Consider the following 15,249-nt stretch of genomic DNA (forward strand, 5'->3'; position numbering starts at 1 on the left):
ATTTCAAAAGATCAAAAGTACGCATGAAGCACCAATTGGACAGTCTGCAGCACGTCAACCTGGGCAAGTCCGTGTACGCCATGCTGCGCGAGGCGCTGGCGGCAGGACGTTACCAGCCGAATGAGCGGCTGCGCATCCGCGAGCTGGCGCTGCAGCTCGGCACCAGCGTCACGCCCGTGCGCGACGCCATGCTGCAGCTGGTGCAGGAAGAGGCGCTGGTGCTGCGCTCGCCGCGCGATTTCCGCGTGCCCGTGCTCAGCGTGGCGCGCTACCTGGAAATCCGCGCGCTGCGGCTGGAGCTGGAAGGGCTGGGCGCGTTCGAGGCGGCGCAGCGCATCGACGCCGCCACCCTGGCCGACCTCGAGCGCCTGCTGCAGGCGAACGAAGAGGCGATTGCGCGGCACAACCTGCCGGCGGCCCTGCAATGCAACCAGGCGTTTCACCTGGGCCTGGCGCAGGCGGCCGGCATGCCGACATTAAAGCGCTTCGTCGACCACCTGTGGATGCAGACGGCGCCCCTGATCGCCGCCGGCTACGCCAGCTTTTCGCCCGACATGCGCGTCGGCCACCACCACGCCATCATCGCCGCGCTGCGCCAGCGCGACGGGGCGGCTGCGCGGCGCGCCATCGAACAGGATATTCTCGACGGCGGCACGCAGATGCTGGCGTATGTGATGCGCCAGGAGCGCATCCACGCCGGCGCAACACAACTAGACAAGGAAGCACATGACGCAGAACACGCACAAGACTGAACAGAAGATTGAACAGAAAACGGCCATCGTCACGGGCGCCAGCCGCGGTATCGGCCACGCCGTGGCCGAGCGCTTCCGCAGTCTGGGCTGGCGCGTGATCACCGTGTCGCGCAGCCCGATTCCGGGCGGCTGCCCGCGCAGCCAGGAGCACAACACGCATGTGTGCATGGATCTGTCGGACCTGAGCCAGATCGGGCAGATGGTCGACACCCTGCGCCCCATGCTGGGCGACTCGAAATTGCACGCGCTGGTGAACAACGCGGGCGTGTCGCCGAAGGGGCCGGGCGGTTCGCGCGTCAATTCGCTGACCACCGACATGCAGACCTGGCAGGAAATGTACAACACGAATTTCTTTGCGCCGCTGGCCCTGACGCGTGGCTTTGCGCAGGAACTGTCGAACGCGCACGGCGCCGTCGTGAACCTGTGCTCGATCGCCGGCTACCGCGTGCACCCGTTCGCCGGCTCCGCCTACGCCAGCTCGAAGGCGGCGCTGGCCTCGCTGACGCGCGAGATGGCCAACGACATGGCGCCGCTGAACGTGCGCGTGAATGCCATCGCGCCGGGCGAGATCGACACGGCGATTTTATCGCCGGGCACCTCGCACATCGTCGACACGCAAATCCCCCTGCGCCGCCTGGGCACGACGGCCGAAGTGGCGGATTTGGTGGAGTTCCTGTGCAGCGAGCGCGCCTCGTACATCACGGGCGCGGAAATTCCCATCGACGGCGGCCAGCGCATTTAACTGACAGGGAAGATCGCATCACACGACATATCGGCATCGTCGGCCGCTCGGCCGAAGGCGCGGCCCTGTGCTACCGCACGATTTGCGAAGAGGGCGCGCATGCGCTGGGAGCGTATGAACATCCGGAAGTGACGCTGCATACGCCGCCGCTGGCGCGCTATGTGGCTTGCCTGAACGGGGGCGACCTGGCCGGCGTGGCAGAGCTGATGCTGGCATCGACGCTCGATTCCACGCGCTTGCTGGCGCGCGCCGCCTTGCGCCGGGCGCTGGACGCCTGACTATTTGTCCAGCTGTGCCTGCAGGGCCGCCACCACCAGCGCGTGATCGTCCGCCTGCGCCAGGCCGGACACGGTGACCGTGCCGACCAGTCCCACGCCGCGTATCAGCAGGGGAAAGGCGCCGCCGTGGCCCGCGTACTCGACGTCGTCGAGGTACTTCACGTCTTCGAAGGTGCTGCCGCGGCTTTTATACGAGATGCCCATGTAGTAGGAGCTGCGGCAAAAGCGCTGCACCGTGTTGTTTTTGCGGCGTATCCAGTCCGCCTGGTCCGCCGTGGCGCCCGTCATGGCGTGGTGGAACAGGACCTGGCCGTTGCGCGTGATGTTGACGGTGACGGCCTTGCCCCGCTTGCGCACTTCCTCGACGATCCACAGGCCCACGGCCAGCGCCGCATCGTTGTCGAAGCGTTCGAATTGCAGGGATTCTTCCTGCTGCGCCAGGGTGTGCAGCAAATCGGCGTAATGATCCATCGTGGAGGCGGGTGGTGGTGGCTGGAAGCGCTACTGTAGCGCACCATGGGGGCTTTTTGTGTAATGCGGCTAAAATAGGCGGCATGAACCTGTCCCTGTTTGCCGATGAAGACGACGTCCCGACCGGACCGGTGCCGCTGGTGCCCGGCTCGTCCGCGTCGGTCCTGCTGCGCCGTTTTGCGCTGCCGTATCTGCCCGAGCTGCTGCCGGCGCTGGACGCCATCGTGCTGGCCGCGCCCCTGCGCCACATGGCCACGCCGGGCGGTTTGCGCATGTCCGTGGCCATGAGCAATTGCGGCCCCCTGGGCTGGGTCACGGATGGGCGCGGCTACCGCTATGCGCGGCTCGATCCCGCCAGCGGTGTACCCTGGCCGCCCATGCCGCCCGTCTTCCTGCGCCTGGCGCAGCAGGCGGCGCTGGCGGCCGGCTATCCGGGCTTCACGCCCGACGCCTGCCTGGTCAACCGCTATGCGCCCGGTGCGCGCATGGCCCTGCACCAGGACCGCGACGAATGCGATTTCAACGCGCCCATCGTTTCCGTCTCGCTCGGTTTGCCCGCCACCTTTTTGTTCGGCGGCGCCGAGCGCAGCGACAAGGCGGCGCGCATCGCGCTGCTGCACGGCGACGTGGTCGTGTGGGGCGGCGCCGACCGCCTGCGCTTCCACGGCGTGGCGCCGCTGAAGGAGGGCGAACACGCGCTGCTGGGCGCGCAGCGCATCAATTTGACGTTTCGCAAGGCTGCCTGAGCTGGCGCCACGGCGTGGCCGGCTTGACGATGTAGTGCGCATGCACATGGCGCCACGGAATGGCCAGGTAGACCAGCACCACGAACGCGCATTCAAACGCGGTTGCCGCGGTGGCGGGATCGATCTGGCCGCTCAGCCATTGCGGCAGCGGCACGAGCAGCAGCCAGATGGTCTTCCACAGCGCCTCCCAAAGCAGCAGGGGCAGCATCTGCAGCGGATAGCGCAAGCCCAGCAAACATAGCAGCGAAAACGCGGCCAGCATGCAGTTGACGGTGCCCCGCGCCAGTTCCCACGGCGCGTGCGGCGTGACGATGCCGGGCCACAGCACGCTGCCCAGCCCCAGGACAACCAGCAGATACATGGCGCGCAGCGCATACAGACGGGCGGTCGATACGGTATTCATGGTGCGGTCTCCTGGTCGTGGGGTGGCTATGAAAGGGTTTACTCGACTTCTTTGAGTATCGTTTCCAGGCTGCCCAGGCGCGCCTGGATCTGCGCCACGGAAGCGTTTAGCGCGGCCAGCGAAACGGCCGTTTCCGCTTGCGCGGCGGCCATGGACTTGGCCAGCTCCTGGTAGGCGCCGTCCTGCGCCAGCCGGGCGCGCGCCTGCACGATGCCGGACGTATATTTGAGGGCGAAGATGATGACGGCGGCCGTGCAGGGGAAGAAGAAGGCGGCGAAAAAGACATTTTCAGACATGATGACCTCTACAGTTCAGGATTAATCGGCGTTGGGGGTGAGCGAGGACGCCGCGGCGGCGATGCTGGCCGGCGTCAGCAGCAATTCAAATGGGCTGGCTTCGAAGTAATTAAGGGCCTTGCCGTCATGCGACAGTTCCAGCTGGCTGGTGACGAGGCCCGCGTGTTCCAGCTTTTGCAGGTGCAAATGCAACAGGGGCCGGCTGATGCCCAGGTCGCGCGCCAGCTGGCTGATGTAGTTGCGCCCGCCGCTGGCCAGGGCTGCGATGATGCGTAGCCGGTGCGGATTGTCGAGCGCCGCCAGCATGGCCAGCAAGCGCTCGCCGGTGGGATGGGGTGTATTTGTATCTGTCATGTGTCAACATTATCTGACATGTGTTAGTGAGTCAAGATAAAACATTCGCCGTTTTAATGCAAGATACTTGCAAATACGGCGCATTTTCTCCATGATATGCAACTTGTTTGCATATGGAGCCTTGACCATGAAGCGCGATTCCCTTTCTTCGCCCCTGCCCGACGTGGCGGCCGGCCCCCATCTGGGCCACCCTTTGCCATTGGAATGGGTCGGCATGCAGGGCATCGCCTTGCCGCTGTGGCTGGAAGAGGGCGGGCAGGCGCAGCAAGTGCATGCGTGGGCCGACGTGCATGTCGATCTGCCCGCTCCGCGCATCAAGGGCATCCACATGTCGCGCCTGTATTTGCTGCTCGATGCCTTTGCCGCCGCGCAGCCGCTCGATGCGGGCGCCCTGGCCGCCGTGTTGCGGCGCATGGTGGACAGTCACGCCGACTGCGGCAGCACGCAGGCGCGCATCGCGCTGGCGTTTCCCGTGCTGCTGCGCCGGCCGGCGCTGCTGACGGCGGGGCTGGCGGGATGGAAATCGTATCCCGTGCGCCTGCAGGCCAGTGTTTCTCCGCAGGGTTTTGCCCTGTCCCTGACGGTGGAGATCGGCTACTCGTCGACCTGTCCGTGCTCGGCGGCGCTGGCGCGGCAATTGCTGGCCGACGCGTTTGCGGCGCAGTTCGGCAAAGGCGGCATCGACGGCGCGGCCGCGCGCGACTGGCTGCAGGAACACGCGAGCCTGGCCACGCCGCACAGCCAGCGCAGCACGGCGACGGTGACCGTGCCATTGACGCAGCAGGCGGAGCTGGGCCTGTTTCCCCTGATCGATCGGGTGGAAGCGGCGCTGGCGACGCCCCTGCAGACGGCCGTGAAACGGGCCGACGAACAGGCGTTTGCGCGCCTCAATGGTGCTAATCTGATGTACGTGGAAGACGCGGCCCGCCGCGTGCAGGCGGCACTGGCGCCGCATTATGCGCAGGCGCGTGTTACCGTACGGCATATGGAAAGCCTGCATCCGCACGATGCCGTGGCGCAGGCGGGCCAGCTTGCCTGAGCTTTTCACTCAACCACCGTGGAGGAAGACCGCATGCCGGAGAACATCACGCAGGAGCCTGGCGAAGACAGCCTGGAAGAGGAACTGGAGCGCGAGCGGCGCGAGCATGCGCTGATCGACGAGGAAAAGCTGGGCATGGACGAGCTGGAAGAGGAGCATTTGAAGCGGGAACGTCAGCCGGGCGTGCCGGCGGGGCGCTAGCGCGCATGCACTGCATCAGCGCTGGCATCGCGCCGCGCCGCCCGGTACAATTTCGCTTTGTCATTCTCCCTCAGCCCCGGAGGCCCATGAAATATCGCGCATTGTTCCAGTTTATCCTCGGCCTGACAGGCGCCGTCCTGGCCGGCTCGCAAGCCCATTCCGCCACCATCTGCACCGCCATGGCCGACGCCAAGACAGGCGCCGTCCTGCTGCAGGAGGGCAATTGCATCGACCGCGTTACGCCCGCGTCCACGTTCAAGATCGCACTCAGCCTGATGGGCTATGACGCCGGCTTCCTCAAGGACGAGCACAAGCCCAGCCTGCCATTTCGCCAGGGCTATGTGGACTGGGGTGGCGAAGCGTGGCGCCAGGATACGGACCCGTCGCGCTGGATGCAGTATTCGGTCGTCTGGTATTCGCAGCAGATCACGCAGGCGCTGGGCGCCGAGCGCTTCCAGAAATACGCCAAGGCTTTGCGCTACGGCAATGCGGATGTGTCGGGCGACCCGGGCAAGGACAACAGCCTGGAGCGCTCGTGGATCAGCTCTTCGCTGAAAATCTCGCCGCTGGAACAGCTGGGCTTCTTGCGCAAACTGGTCAACGATCAATTGCCCGTCACCAAGCAGGCCATGGAGCAGACGCGACGCCTGACGCGCCTGGCGGACGTGGGCGGCTGGCAAGTGCATGGCAAGACGGGCGCCGCCTTCCCGCGCAAGCCTGACGGCAGCTTCGACGAAGCGCATGGCTACGGCTGGTTCGTGGGCTGGGCCAGCAAGGGCGGGCGCAGCATCGTGTTCGCGCGCCTGGTGCAGGATGAGCAGAAGGGCCAGCAGTCCGCAGGCTTGCGCACGCGCGAGGCCATGCTGAAGGAATTGCCGGCCCTGCTGGAGCAGGCGCAGAAGTGACGGCCAGCATCGTCGCCGCCACCTTCATCGCTACCGAGGGCGAGTACCTGGAAGCCGTCATCGAGGTGGGCGGCCAGCGCCTGCACGTGATGGACGAGTTCGGCGGCGGGCAACTGGCCGCCGGCGCGCAGGTCCAGCTCGAACTGTGGCCCATGGCCAGCGAAATCGACGACTGGGATGCCATTTTCCGCGCCAATCCTGGCCGGGAAAAGCGCCTGGTGCGCCTCGATGGCTGGCGCTACCTGGCGCTCGGCGTCGTCACCCAGGTCGATCCCGTCGTCTGCGATTGCGGCCTGCTGCAAGTGGACAACCCGTTTGCGACGCATGACGGGCGCTGCGTGGGCGCGTATGTCGGCGTCACATTGGCGCGCCTCGATGCTTGCCTGGCGTAAATTCCGGCCCGCTTTGTTGCCCGCCCTATATACTTGCTGAAACGGATTTCCCGGCATCAGACAAGGTTATAAGCATGGCATCAGGCATGGAGCAGTTTCAGGAAAAAGCACGGCAGGCGTTCATACGGGCGCGCGCGCAGGCAGTGCGCGTGGCGGGAGTGGCATGGGTCAAGGCAGTGGCGCTGTACCGGCGCGGCCACGCGCACTTGATGACCTTGCCGCCCGTGCGGCGTGCGCTGGTGCTGGCCTTATGGTCGTTTCTGGCCCTGCTGGCGCTGGTGATCCTGTACATGCTGTTGCTGATCCCCCTGACACCGAGCATCCACGACCTGCGCCAGGCGCGCGCGGCCGCGCCGACCACCATGGTCAGCGCCGACGGCAAGGAACTGGCCCGCTTCGACCAGGGCTTGCAGGAGCGGGTCACGTTAAAGCAGATTTCGCCGAACGTGATCAGTGCGCTGATCTCGACGGAAGACCACCGTTTCTATGAACACCACGGCATCGACTTCACGCGCACGGCCGGCGCCATTCTGCATACGGCAGGGGGCAACCCGCAAGGCGGTTCCACCATCACGCAGCAGCTGGCGCGCAATATGTTTCCCGAGGAAATCGGCCGCTCGCGCAACCTGAACCGCAAGCTCAAGGAATTGATCACGGCCCTGAAAATCGAGGCCACCTACAGCAAGACGGAAATCCTGGAAGCCTACCTGAACACGGTTCCCTTCCTGTACAACACCTACGGCATCGAAATGGCGGCCCGCACGTATTTCGACAAACCCGCCGCGCGCCTCGACATCCTGGAAAGCGCCACCCTTGTCGGCATGCTCAAGGGGACGAATTACTACAATCCCGTCGGCAATCCCGAACGCTCCCTGCAGCGGCGCAACGTGGTGCTGGGCCAGATGCGCAAGCACGACGTCATCGACGAGGCGCGCTACAAGCAGCTGATCAAGCGACCATTGCGCCTGCATTTCGAGCGCCAGAGCGAGCGGGCGCAGTCGGACAGCCATTTCACGGCCTATGTGCGCAAGTGGCTGATCGACTGGGCCGACGAGAACGACTACAACCTGGAACTCGATGCGCTGGTGGTGCACACCACGCTCGACCACGATTTGCAGCAGGCGGCCGAGCGCGCCGTCGAGCGCCAGGCGAATGCCTTGCAGGCGATCGCCGACGTGGAATGGAGCCGCGCCGGCGTGCCGTCGTCCACGTCGACGGGCATGTACGCGGGCATGCAGGGCGGCAGCGTGCCCTTCGATTATTTCTGGAAATCGCATCCGGCCCTGCTCGACGCCTTCGTGCGCGAGTCCGCCGACTACCGCAAGCTGACGGCGGCCGGCGGCATGCCCGAAACGGCGCTGGCGCAGCTGAAGGGCGACCGCGCCTTCATGGCGGCCCTGCGCAAGTCGAAGACGCGGCTGGAAGCGGGCTTTGCGGCCATGGACCCGGCCACGGGCGCCGTGCGCGCCTGGGTGGGCAGCCGCGACTTTGCGCGCGAGCAATTCGATCACGTATCGCAGGCGGCGCGCCAGCCCGGTTCCACCTTCAAGCCCATCGTGTATGGCGCGGCGCTGGAAAAGGGACTCAGCCCTGACCACGTTTACCGTGATGCCGTGATGGACATCAAGGCGGCCGACGGCACCAAATGGCGCCCGACGGACATGAGCGGCACGACGGGCCGCGACATGACCATGCGCGACGGCCTCGTCTACTCGAAAAACACCATCACGGCGCAGGTGATGCAGGACGTCGGCTTGCCGCCGATCATCAAGCTGGCGCGCGCGCTCGGCATCCGCGACAGCAAGCTGGAAAAAGTGCCGTCCTTGGCGTTGGGCACCAGTCCTGTCACCTTGCTGGAAATGGTCAACGCCTACGCCAGCATCGCGGCCCAGGGCGAGGCCCGTCTGCCGTTCGTCGTCACGCACATCACGGACCGCGAAGGCAAGGTCATCGCCCGTTTCGGCGAAGACAAGCCCAAGCGCGCCATGCAGGCCGAATCGGCCGCCACCCTGACGGACATGATGCGCGGCGTCATCGACCGGGGCACGGGCACGGCCATCCGCAGCCGCTTCGGCATCCGTTCCGACGTGGCCGGCAAGAGCGGCACCACGCAAAACAATGCGGACGGCTGGTTCATCCTGATGCACCCGCAACTCGTCGGCGGCGCCTGGGTCGGTTTCAACGACGCGCGCGTCACCATGCGCAGCAATTACTGGGGCCAGGGTGGCCACAACGCCGTGCTGGTGGTGGGCGACTTCTTCAAGACGGCGCTCGACACGGGCAAGATCGCGCGCGACGCCATCTTCCCTGGCGGCAAGCCACCGCCGCCGCTGCGCCACGTGGAACCCGTCGAGGAGCCGCAGGATGAACCGGTGGAAGAGCCGGGCGATCTGTTGCAGGAAGGCGCGCCGCCCGCGCCGCTGGCCGTGCCGGCGGAAGAGGGCGGGCAGGAAGCGCATGGCAAGGCGGTGCCGGAACCGGCTCCCGCGCCCGTCCCGGCGCCGCAGCCAATGCCGCAAGGCTAGCGGCCACGATGTTATTTGATACAGGACAATAATGACACCGAAGCCCACCTTGCGCCTGATCCTCGGTGACCAGCTCAATACGCAGCACCGCTGGTTTACCGACGTCGATGACGCCACCATCTATGTCTTGATGGAAGTGCGGCAAGAAACCGATTATGTGCTGCACCATGCGCAGAAAATCTTGGCCATCTTCGCTGCCATGCGCGACTTTGCGCGCCAGCTGCGCGAAGCGGACCACACCGTGCATTACATCGCCATCGACGACGTGGCCAGCACGCGCTCGATACCAGAGAATATCGAAGCGCTGATTCGCCACTATGACGCCGGCGCCGTCGAGTACCAGGCGCCCGACGAGTGGCGCCTCGACCAGCAGCTGTATGAGGCCGGGCGACGCTCGGCCATCCCGTGGTTGATGGTCGACAGCGAGCATTTCTATACGGCCCGCAACGAGGCGGCCGATATTTTCGCCGGGCGCAAGCAATGGCTGATGGAGTTTTTCTACCGCCAGATGCGCGGCACGCATCAGGTGTTGATGGAAGACGCGAAAAAACCCGTCGGCGGCCAGTGGAATTTCGATCACGATAACCGCAAGCCCTGGCGCGGCACGCCCGCCGAGCCGCAAGACCCGCGCACCGTGCATGACCATTCCCGTCTATGGGAAAGCATCGTCGCCGCCGGCGTGAAGAGCTTCGGCGCGCCCCGTGCGGACCGGCTGGCCTGGGCGCTGAACCGGGATGAGGCGCTGCAGCAGCTCGATGCCTTCATCGAGCGGGCCTTGCCGCATTTTGGCGATTTCCAGGATGCCATGAGCAGCAAGGCCTGGCGCCTGTTCCACTCCCTGCTGTCGTTCGCGCTGAACGTGAAAATGCTGAACCCGCGCGAAGTCGTCGACAGGGCGCAGGCCGCCTATTACGCCGGCCACGCTCCCCTGGCCGCGGTCGAGGGCTTCATCCGCCAGATCCTGGGCTGGCGCGAATATGTGCGCGGCGTCTACTGGGCGCAGATGCCCGGTTATGCGGAAAAGAATTTCTTTGGCCATGCGCGTGCGCTGCCCTCCTGGTTCTGGGACGGCAAGACGAAGATGCATTGTTTGTCGCAGGCGATCACGCAGTCGCTGGAACAGGCGCACGCGCACCACATCCAGCGCCTGATGGTAATCGGCAACTTCGCGCTGCTCGCCGGCCTCGATCCCGCCAAGGTCCACGGCTGGTACCTGGGCATCTACATCGATGCCTTCGAATGGGTGGAACTGCCCAATACCGTCGGCATGAGCCAGTTCGCCGACGGCGGCCTGCTGGCCACCAAGCCGTATGTCTCCAGCGCTGCGTATATCGACCGCATGGGCGATTATTGCAAGGGATGCCATTACGACAAGAAGGCGCGCATCGGCGAGCGCGCCTGCCCCTTCAATGCCCTGTACTGGGATTTTTTCCACCGCAACGCGGCCACGCTGGAGCACAATCCCCGCATCGGCATGGCGTATCGCCAGCTGGAAAAAATGGACGAGGAAACAGTCGCCGCTTTCCGGCAGCAGGCGGCCACGATGCTGGCCAGGCTCGATTCCTTGTAACGCAGGGCAATGTGGTCTGTTTCCCACGGTGGATGTCCAACCGGACGATGGAGCCGGGACTCAGGATTTCCTCATGTTATGGGAAACGGTAGCGGGCAAGGCCCGAAAAACTGCCGAGCGGTGGCGGCAGGCTGCCTACCATTTTGGTTGACGTGACCAGCGCAGCACTGTGGCAAGCCTGATTCTCACCGTATAGTCTTCTCCCGTTTCATGCTCCAGCCACAGGACTCCGTCTTCGATGCTGACCCAGGCATCGACTATTCGCGTGTCGAACGGCATCGCCGTATCTTTGATATCAATCTTCACTCTTCCAGACTTCACATTGAGCGACCTCAACACTCGCGTCGTTCGTTGCGTAAACTCGATGACGTATGAAGTGCTTGTCTTTTTTGTCATTGGAAATGCTCACCCAAAATGCTTTGAAATTTTTTTAAATATTACTACATAAAAAATTTCCATCGCGCACGAAGGCGAATGTAACAAAGAAGACGGCATTATAAAAATTTTCCCGAAAGAAATATTTATTATTTTTAATAAATTAAAGCTCAACTATGGAGCGGCGTTATTTTTGCACATCGCAGGAACAGTTTCAGGTTAATTGTTTCTCGATGGATATATGTTTATATGTTTTGTAATATTTATTATCTTGTATTTCTTATATTGATATAAATCAATGTTTTCTGTGTATTAATTTGAGGAGGTATTCTTGCTGTTAGGATATGGCTCAACTCTGGCTTCGGCGAGTGATGCATGCTCATGGGAAATGAAAGTTATTTTTGGAAAATTTTTTGTGCGGGTGCCGAAGAGATATTTGAGGTGCCGTATAGCAGATAGCGTATTCGCATACGATATTTTCCGCGCCAATATATTCATCGTGAGAAATATATTGATGGTATGGTTCAGATTGTTAATGGTCGTGAATGGTATAAAACCCATTATTGCAATGCCGGCAGAATTAAATCAGGTTCTGATGGTTTAATTGGCGGCGTAGATTGTGCAATTGATGCGTTGAATATTTTTCATGAAGAAGAGATTTTCGGTGCAATGGAAACTGGAATGAACATCGTTCTTTTTATCGCCCATTTCCTGCCTTCCCTGGGAAAGGCATTATTGTTGCGTGAGGATGAAGGTATGGGCGATGGCGAAATTGCGATAAAGATGGCGTACCGAATGGGAACAGTGCGAAGCCGTATGCACAGAGTAAGGGCGGAGATACGCAAGAGACCGGAAGAGTATCAATAAAGGCGGCCTGCCGAATTGCGGTAGCCCGAAGCGGGAGCATGCGGTGCTTGTCCCTCTACTTGACATGAATTGACATGGTGACTAAAAATTACATCGGCGGCCCCGTGCAGGTGGAGCCGGATCATCCCAGGCGGATCGATGCATTGACAGCACAAAAAATTGATGTGGCGATTATTTTTCAGGAAATGCTTGGCACTGCCGTGGCAGCAAAATACCTGCATACAAATGGCGTGCCGCTATCTGTCGCATTGCGCGTATTGGTCTGCGAGCGCAGAAAAGATCCATCGCCGCCCAAAATGATCGGACTCGAAAAAGGGCCTGCCCATCATCCCCCGTCGAGCATGAGCGAGACAGGCGCCGAATCGGATTGACAGCACGGGAATAAGCTGCTGTGCCGGTTCATTGCTGGAACAGACTCCTGCTTGCATGGCGTGCGGCCGCCGCTTTCCACGGGCGACCAGCCGATATTGAAACGCCGCATCAGCGCCGGATGGTGCACATTGAGCACCTTGGGCAGCAGAGAGTCTAGTGTGGACAGGATGCGCTGGCGCACGGCGCGGGGCAGGTCGTTGTCTGCCGCGCGCGCAAGCACGGGCGAGCACAGCAGGACGCCGGCGAGGCGCAGCAGTTGGCGCCGCAGGGGCTGGCTCAGCCGTTGCATCACGGCGCCGTCAAGTCCTGGCGCTGGAATTCGATGCGGTTTTCCTGGTAGGTCCACTTGGTGTAGGGGCCGAACACGCGCCGGTTTTCCTTGCTGTCGGCATTCGATTGCTCGCGCTTCATGCGCCGCACGAGGGCGGTATCGACCAGCGGTTCGGTCGTCGTGCCGAACACTTCGTGGCGCACGCTTTGCTTGGCGTCGGCGCCGCGCGAAATGATGGTGAGCTTGCGCGTGGCGGGATCGAAGTACAGGCGCATGGCAAACGTGTTCATGTCCTGCAGGTACAGGCCGTCGTCGCGCTGCTGGGCGTAGAAATAATCGCCGCAGACGGCCTTCGGCTCGCGTTTCCACTCGCAGGACAGGACGATCAGCAGGTGATGCTCATCGAGTTGCTTGACCGAGATGCGTCCCTTGGAATAGCCCCAGTTACTGGGCGGCACGGTCTTCGACGAGAGCAGATTGTATTCGCCCACCAGCTTGGTCAGGGGAAGGGGCGCTTGGGCGAAGGCGGCGGTGTAGAGGGTCAAGGCGGCTGCCGCTGTGGCGCCGCGTAGGCAGGAAAATGGAATCATGATGGCCATAAAGAAAAGTTGCCATATTATAGATGGCAACTTGCCAAGATGGCCGCGCGCTTGCGCAGCGCGCCGCTTGTTACTTCAGCTTGCTCAATTCCGCCACGTCGATCTTGACGACCTTGCCCTCGGTGGCGGCCACGAGTGCATGGAAGTGGGGCATCGCGTAGTGCGCCGTCAGGGCCGCGTTGTTCGTCCATTCTTCCAGCATGATGAAGCGCGTGGGAATCTTGTTGTCGAGGTGCAGTTCGTAGCGCAGGCAGCCGCTTTCCGCGCGGCTCGGCGGCACGACGGCTTCCAGGGCGGCGCGCACGGCGTCGATATGTTGAGGTTGGGCATCGATGGTGGCGACGACGGTCAGGGTCATGGTGGTCCTTGTAAAGTGGTGGGGCGGATGCAGCTTAGCGCATCTTGCCCTTTCTTGTCCGCCATGCCCAGTCTGGCGGCGCCGAAACAGTTTCCGCCGCAGCCAGAGAATCAAGCTGAACCTACGCCGCCTGCAGCGCGCCGATCTGCTCGAAGGCCGCCGTCATGGCCTGCGCCCTGGCCGCGTCGCTGACCTTGACGCCTTCGGCGCGCACGATCTCGATCTGCTGGATGCCGAGAAAGCCGAGGAAGGCGCGCAGATGGCTTTCCTGGTGTTCCAGGGCGGCCATCGGCGTGTCGGCGCCGTAGTAGCCGCCGCGCGTCGAGGCGATGATCACGCGCTTGGTTCCCAGCAAGCCTGCCGGGCCATTGGCGCCGTACTGGAAGGTCTTGCCGGGCACGGCCAGCGCGTCGAGCCACGATTTGAGCTGGCTGGGGATGGCGAAGTTGTACATGGGCGCGCCGATGACGATGACGTCGGCGGCCAGCACCTGTTCCAGCGCGCCAGCCAGCGCGGCGCCTTCCGCGTCGCTGGGTGCGGCCGTAAATTGCGGCAGGGGCTGGGCGGCCAGGTCGCGGTAGTGGACGGTGGCGCCGGGCGCGGCCGCTTGCAGGCGGGCGGCGATGGCGGCGCTCAGTTGGCGGCTGACGGAATGCTCGCCAAGGACGCTGGAATCGATATGCAGGATGTTCATGGTTGCCTTCTTGGATGGTATGATCGGGTGGTATGTTTTTGTAACCGGGTTAAATATAGTGACTATCAAATGAACGCACAAGAAGGCACTTTTTCCACACTGGGGCACACGGATGTGACCATGGGTGAGGTGGCCGCGCGCGGGGCCGAGCTGGAAAAGCGCATGCGCGACCACGGCGGCCATGCGGGCGTGGCGGACTCGTGCCGCCCGATCACGGATATCCTGACCCGCGTGGGCGACAAATGGAGCGTGATGGTGGTGATGTTGCTGGGCAATGGCACCAAGCGCTTCAACGAGATGCGCCGCCTGATCGGCGGCATTTCGCAGCGCATGCTGACTTTGACCCTGCGCGGCCTGGAGCGCGACGGTCTCGTCACGCGCACCGTGTTTCCCACCGTGCCGCCGCGCGTCGACTATGCGCTGACGGACCTGGGGCGTTCGCTATTGATCCCCATCAGCGCGCTGGGCGCCTGGGCCTACGGCCACCGCGACGCCATCGATGCGGCGCGGCTGGCGTTCGATGCCAGGGCCGATGCGGGCGCGACGTCAGGCAGCTAGCTTAGTTCGATCACGGCCAGCATGTCATTGCCATCCGCGTCCATGCCTTTTTCCACGAAACCCATGCTGGCATAGAACTGTTTCGCGTTGGCATTACCGGGCTTGTAGCAGATTTCGATGCTGCGCGCATCCGGGCGGGCGCGGATTTCCGCCAGCGCCAGGGCGAGGGCGGCGCGGCCATGGCCTTGCCCCTGGCGCCGGTGGTCTATCATGAAGCGCCAGATCTGGTAGTGGCCGGGCGGGTCGTCGGCGTCGGGCGAGACGAACATCAGGAAGCCGATCACTTCCTCGTCGCCATACACGGCGCGCGTATGCAGGATGGCGGGATGGAAACTCGCTTGCGCGATGGAATAGTCGTTGCTGGCCAGGTAGTCGCGCTGCTGCGGCAACAGGGGCAAGTCGCTGACGAGGTCGAAATTGTCGACGGTGACGGGGCGCAGGCTGATAAGCATAGTGGACGGCAATGAAGGGCAATGCCTGG

22 protein-coding genes and 1 pseudogene are annotated in these 15,249 nt (G+C 63.0%); 13 read left to right on the forward strand and 10 right to left on the reverse strand.

The window, feature by feature from the left end; translation table 11 throughout:
* The first annotated feature begins 23 nt into the window (after positions 1–23).
* The 3 genes and pseudogenes from AC1RBA_RS02285 to AC1RBA_RS02295 all read left to right on the forward strand — a co-directional run.
* Positions 24–752, forward strand: coding sequence for a GntR family transcriptional regulator (locus AC1RBA_RS02285; RefSeq protein ID WP_492416340.1), 729 nt, complete (start codon positions 24–26; stop codon positions 750–752).
* On the forward strand, positions 727–1,494 hold the full coding sequence (locus tag AC1RBA_RS02290) for an SDR family NAD(P)-dependent oxidoreductase (protein ID WP_083287408.1): 768 nt from the start codon (positions 727–729) through the stop codon (positions 1,492–1,494). The genes AC1RBA_RS02285 and AC1RBA_RS02290 overlap by 26 nt, the downstream gene beginning before the upstream one ends.
* Before the next feature lie 17 nt (positions 1,495–1,511).
* Positions 1,512–1,712 (forward strand): annotated as a pseudogene (locus AC1RBA_RS02295) (aspartate racemase); the annotation flags it as partial.
* A gap of 60 nt (positions 1,713–1,772) precedes the next feature.
* Here AC1RBA_RS02295 and AC1RBA_RS02300 read toward each other — a convergent pair.
* On the reverse strand, positions 1,773–2,243 hold the full coding sequence (locus tag AC1RBA_RS02300) for a heme-degrading domain-containing protein (RefSeq protein WP_409028561.1): 471 nt from the start codon (positions 2,241–2,243) through the stop codon (positions 1,773–1,775).
* Between the two features lie 83 nt (positions 2,244–2,326).
* On the opposite strand from AC1RBA_RS02300, the gene alkB reads away from it, so the two are divergent.
* Positions 2,327–2,989: a DNA oxidative demethylase AlkB gene (gene alkB, locus AC1RBA_RS02305; protein WP_492416343.1), complete on the forward strand. Its 663-nt coding sequence runs from the start codon at positions 2,327–2,329 to the stop codon at positions 2,987–2,989.
* Here the strand turns inward: alkB and AC1RBA_RS02310 are convergent.
* Genes AC1RBA_RS02310 through AC1RBA_RS02320 form a run of 3 tightly spaced genes read right to left on the reverse strand, consistent with a single transcriptional unit; the run spans position 2,961 to position 4,042 of the window.
* A complete protein-coding gene (locus AC1RBA_RS02310; RefSeq protein WP_230502793.1) occupies positions 2,961–3,392 on the reverse strand; it encodes a hypothetical protein in 432 nt (143 codons plus the stop codon). The two genes, alkB and AC1RBA_RS02310, sit on opposite strands and share 29 nt — an antisense overlap.
* Before the next feature lie 38 nt (positions 3,393–3,430).
* Positions 3,431–3,688, reverse strand: a complete 258-nt coding sequence (locus AC1RBA_RS02315; RefSeq protein ID WP_230502795.1) for a hypothetical protein — start codon at positions 3,686–3,688, stop codon at positions 3,431–3,433.
* Positions 3,689–3,709: 21 nt separating this feature from the next.
* Positions 3,710–4,042, reverse strand: coding sequence for an ArsR/SmtB family transcription factor (locus AC1RBA_RS02320; RefSeq protein ID WP_492416345.1), 333 nt, complete (start codon positions 4,040–4,042; stop codon positions 3,710–3,712).
* A gap of 127 nt (positions 4,043–4,169) precedes the next feature.
* On the opposite strand from AC1RBA_RS02320, the gene folE2 reads away from it, so the two are divergent.
* From folE2 to AC1RBA_RS02350, 6 genes are all read left to right on the forward strand, one after another.
* Complete coding sequence (gene folE2 / locus AC1RBA_RS02325) at positions 4,170–5,081, forward strand: GTP cyclohydrolase FolE2 (protein ID WP_492416346.1); 912 nt, start codon at positions 4,170–4,172, stop codon at positions 5,079–5,081.
* A 33-nt stretch (positions 5,082–5,114) separates the two neighbouring features.
* Positions 5,115–5,282 carry a hypothetical protein gene (locus AC1RBA_RS02330; RefSeq protein WP_492416347.1) on the forward strand — a complete coding sequence of 56 codons (168 nt, stop codon included), beginning with the start codon at positions 5,115–5,117 and terminating at the stop codon, positions 5,280–5,282.
* Between the two features lie 86 nt (positions 5,283–5,368).
* The gene (blaOXA, locus tag AC1RBA_RS02335; RefSeq protein ID WP_070218506.1) at positions 5,369–6,187 is read left to right on the forward strand and encodes a class D beta-lactamase; all 819 of its coding nucleotides are present in this window, start codon (positions 5,369–5,371) and stop codon (positions 6,185–6,187) included.
* On the forward strand, positions 6,184–6,579 hold the full coding sequence (locus AC1RBA_RS02340) for a hypothetical protein (protein WP_492416349.1): 396 nt from the start codon (positions 6,184–6,186) through the stop codon (positions 6,577–6,579). The genes blaOXA and AC1RBA_RS02340 overlap by 4 nt, the downstream gene beginning before the upstream one ends.
* 74 nt (positions 6,580–6,653) lie before the next feature.
* Positions 6,654–9,104, forward strand: coding sequence for a penicillin-binding protein 1A (locus tag AC1RBA_RS02345; RefSeq protein WP_492416351.1), 2,451 nt, complete (start codon positions 6,654–6,656; stop codon positions 9,102–9,104).
* A 31-nt stretch (positions 9,105–9,135) separates the two neighbouring features.
* Positions 9,136–10,674, forward strand: a complete 1,539-nt coding sequence (locus AC1RBA_RS02350) for a cryptochrome/photolyase family protein (RefSeq protein WP_492416353.1) — start codon at positions 9,136–9,138, stop codon at positions 10,672–10,674.
* Between the two features lie 135 nt (positions 10,675–10,809).
* Here AC1RBA_RS02350 and AC1RBA_RS02355 read toward each other — a convergent pair whose 3' ends face one another.
* Positions 10,810–11,070 carry a hypothetical protein gene (locus AC1RBA_RS02355; RefSeq protein ID WP_070312467.1) on the reverse strand — a complete coding sequence of 87 codons (261 nt, stop codon included), beginning with the start codon at positions 11,068–11,070 and terminating at the stop codon, positions 10,810–10,812.
* Between the two features lie 498 nt (positions 11,071–11,568).
* On the opposite strand from AC1RBA_RS02355, the gene AC1RBA_RS02360 reads away from it, so the two are divergent.
* Together AC1RBA_RS02360 and AC1RBA_RS02365 are read left to right on the forward strand one after the other, a co-directional pair.
* The gene (locus tag AC1RBA_RS02360) at positions 11,569–11,916 is read left to right on the forward strand and encodes a hypothetical protein (RefSeq protein ID WP_492416355.1); all 348 of its coding nucleotides are present in this window, start codon (positions 11,569–11,571) and stop codon (positions 11,914–11,916) included.
* 74 nt (positions 11,917–11,990) lie between these two features.
* Complete coding sequence (locus AC1RBA_RS02365) at positions 11,991–12,287, forward strand: hypothetical protein (RefSeq protein ID WP_492416357.1); 297 nt, start codon at positions 11,991–11,993, stop codon at positions 12,285–12,287.
* Here AC1RBA_RS02365 and AC1RBA_RS02370 read toward each other — a convergent pair.
* The 4 genes from AC1RBA_RS02370 to AC1RBA_RS02385 all read right to left on the reverse strand — a co-directional run bounded on the left by AC1RBA_RS02370 (position 12,242) and on the right by AC1RBA_RS02385 (position 14,210).
* Complete coding sequence (locus AC1RBA_RS02370) at positions 12,242–12,577, reverse strand: hypothetical protein (protein WP_492416359.1); 336 nt, start codon at positions 12,575–12,577, stop codon at positions 12,242–12,244. The genes AC1RBA_RS02365 and AC1RBA_RS02370 overlap by 46 nt on opposite strands.
* Entirely contained in the window at positions 12,577–13,104 is a 528-nt protein-coding gene (locus AC1RBA_RS02375; protein WP_492416361.1) for a hypothetical protein, read from the reverse strand. Before AC1RBA_RS02375 ends, AC1RBA_RS02370 begins: the two co-directional genes overlap by 1 nt.
* A 124-nt stretch (positions 13,105–13,228) precedes the next feature.
* Complete coding sequence (locus AC1RBA_RS02380) at positions 13,229–13,516, reverse strand: putative quinol monooxygenase (RefSeq protein WP_121669654.1); 288 nt, start codon at positions 13,514–13,516, stop codon at positions 13,229–13,231.
* Between the two features lie 121 nt (positions 13,517–13,637).
* Positions 13,638–14,210, reverse strand: a complete 573-nt coding sequence (locus AC1RBA_RS02385) for an FMN-dependent NADH-azoreductase (RefSeq protein WP_492416363.1) — start codon at positions 14,208–14,210, stop codon at positions 13,638–13,640.
* A gap of 162 nt (positions 14,211–14,372) precedes the next feature.
* Between AC1RBA_RS02385 and AC1RBA_RS02390 the strand changes: the two genes are divergently transcribed.
* On the forward strand, positions 14,373–14,768 hold the full coding sequence (locus AC1RBA_RS02390) for a winged helix-turn-helix transcriptional regulator (RefSeq protein ID WP_070218572.1): 396 nt from the start codon (positions 14,373–14,375) through the stop codon (positions 14,766–14,768).
* On the opposite strand, the gene AC1RBA_RS02395 is transcribed toward AC1RBA_RS02390, so the two are convergent.
* On the reverse strand, positions 14,765–15,220 hold the full coding sequence (locus AC1RBA_RS02395; RefSeq protein ID WP_492416365.1) for a GNAT family N-acetyltransferase: 456 nt from the start codon (positions 15,218–15,220) through the stop codon (positions 14,765–14,767). The genes AC1RBA_RS02390 and AC1RBA_RS02395 overlap by 4 nt on opposite strands.
* Between the last annotated feature and the right edge of the window lie 29 nt (positions 15,221–15,249).

Source organism: Janthinobacterium sp. GW823-FHT03B06 (assembly GCF_058796955.1).